General features: G+C 56.9%; 2 protein-coding genes. Both read left to right on the top strand.

Annotated elements, in window-relative coordinates; genetic code table 11:
• Window positions 1–86: 86 nt before the first annotated feature.
• Window positions 87–1208 (top strand): urea ABC transporter ATP-binding protein UrtD, encoded by a 1122-nt coding sequence (gene urtD / locus JUK32_RS01275; RefSeq protein WP_204137048.1) that lies wholly within the window; start codon window positions 87–89, stop codon window positions 1206–1208.
• Complete coding sequence (gene urtE, locus JUK32_RS01270) at window positions 1205–1957, top strand: urea ABC transporter ATP-binding subunit UrtE (protein WP_239112205.1); 753 nt, start codon at window positions 1205–1207, stop codon at window positions 1955–1957. The genes urtD and urtE overlap by 4 nt, the downstream gene beginning before the upstream one ends.
• The last annotated feature ends 265 nt before the right edge of the window (window positions 1958–2222 follow it).

Below are 2222 nucleotides of genomic sequence, written 5' to 3'. Positions count from 1 at the left end.
ACCCCCCCCCCCCCCCCCCCCCCGACCCCACCCATCCACCTACCCCACCCTCACACCCTGCCACCCACCTACCCATCGACTCCACCATGGCACCCATCCTAGAAATCGAAAACGTGACCGTCAGCTTCGACGGCTTTAAGGCCCTCAACGACCTCAATTTTTCGATGGCCGAGGGCGAACTGCGCGTCATCATTGGCCCCAACGGTGCCGGTAAAACCACCTTCCTCGACGTGATTACGGGCAAAGTGCAGCCCACCGAAGGTCAGGCTCGCTTTAAGGGCAAAGACCTGGCCAAACAGGCCGAACACACCATCGCCCGCTTGGGCATTGGCCGCAAATTTCAAACCCCCCGCGTTTACCTCAATCTCACCCCGCGTGAAAACCTCGAACTCTCTTGCAACCGCGACAAAAACGTCTTTGCCACCCTGTTTACTAAGACGCCCGCCGCCGAAAAGCGGACAGTGAGCGGCCTGCTCGAAACCATCGGCCTCGATCACAAAGCCGACGTCCCCGCCGCGCTACTCTCCCATGGCGAAAAGCAATGGCTCGAAATCGGTATGTTGGTGGCGCAATCCCCCGATTTACTGCTGGTGGACGAGCCGGTCGCGGGGCTGACGGACGAAGAAACCGAACAAACTGGCAAACTGCTGATGTCTCTCGCCGAGAGTCACTCCATCATCGTGATTGAGCACGACATGGAATTTGTGCGCCAGATTGCTCGGCAAGTGACCGTCCTGCACCAAGGTTCCGTGCTGTGCGAAGGCACCATGGACGAAGTGCAAAACGATCCCCGCGTCATTGAGGTGTACCTGGGGCAAGAAACCAGCGTCACGCCAGAGCAAATGCTGCAATTGCGCATCGCCGCCACCATGGCCTGGGCAGACGACAATTTTGACCCGATTCAGCAAGATCTAATTCTCGATCGCCTGAGCCGACAATTTGCCCAAGATTCCCATGACCATACCGAACTGAAAGACACCCTGGGCAACCTCCTCGCCAAACACATTCCCCTGGAGGACTTGGTGCCCCAGCTCAAATCGGAGGCCGAACGGGAGCAGGCGCTGATGCTGAGCTACGCAGTGATCAGTTCCAATCAAATTAATGAGACGGAAGCCTCGGTTTATCAAAAACTGATTGCCCTGCTCAACTTGCCCCCGGAAACCGTCAGCCGTCTTGAAGCCGCCGCCCTAGAGGACTTGAAATCATGACCAGCACTGCCCCTGCCCCCGTTGCTGAGCCCACTGGGCAAATGCCCATGCTGCAGGTCTCGGGGTTGAACTTCTTTTATGGCGAGAGCCATATTCTGCGAGATGTTAGTCTCACCGTGCCCCGAGGCCAGATGGTGTGCCTGATTGGGCGCAATGGAGTGGGCAAAACCACGATGCTGAACAACATCATGGGCCTGCTGATGCCCCGCACCGGCGACATTCAATTTGATGGGCAGTCTGTCCTCAAAAGCTCACCCGACAAGCGCGCCCGCCTGGGCATTGGCTATGTGCCCCAAGGGCGGGAGATTATTCCCCGTTTAACCGTGGAAGAAAATCTCATCATTGGGCAAGAAGCACTGGGCGATCGCGGCCAAAAGTCCAAAGATGTGCCCGCCGAGATCTTTGAGTTATTTCCAGTCTTGGAAACCATGCTCAGCCGCATGGGCGGTGACCTGAGTGGTGGACAGCAGCAACAACTCGCGATCGCCCGCGCCCTCATGAGCCAACCACAGCTGCTGGTGCTGGATGAACCCACCGAAGGCATCCAACCCTCCATCATTTTGGATATTGAGGCGGCGGTGCGTCGCATTATCGACACCCGAGGAATTTCTGTCTTGCTGGTGGAGCAGCACTTGCACTTTGTGCGCCAAGCTGACTACTACTACGCCATGCAAAAGGGTGGCATCGTGGCCTCGGGCTCGACCTCTGAACTCAGCAACGCCGTGATTCAGGAATTCCTCGCGGTGTAGCGATCGCTCGATTTTGTCGCCAGTTTCTCCCAGGAGAGTCCCAGAACTCCCTAAACTATTGACTGAGGCATAGAGCAGATTCAATAGGGACATCCCAGTGGGCTGGCCCACCCGCGGGGAAGAGCAAAGCTCTACATCCCCCAGCCCCTTCTCCCAAGCTTGAGAGAAGGGGAGCAAGGCTTTCAAAGTCCCTCTCCCAGTTTTGGGCTACTAAGTACACACAAGTCATGTTGTAGTAGGATGCTGCCAGAAAACATGGGGTCAT

This window comes from Halomicronema sp. CCY15110, from assembly GCF_016888165.1.
Lineage (GTDB): Bacteria > Cyanobacteriota > Cyanobacteriia > Phormidesmidales > Phormidesmidaceae > Halomicronema.
This window is presented reverse-complemented; position numbering and strand designations above follow the sequence as displayed.

Coding starts and splice junctions, on each gene's coding strand:
- urtD (WP_204137048.1), top strand. CDS start 87: ATGGCACCCATCCTAGAAATCGAAAACGTGACCGTCAGCTTCGACGGC.
- urtE (WP_239112205.1), top strand. CDS start 1,205: ATGACCAGCACTGCCCCTGCCCCCGTTGCTGAGCCCACTGGGCAAATG.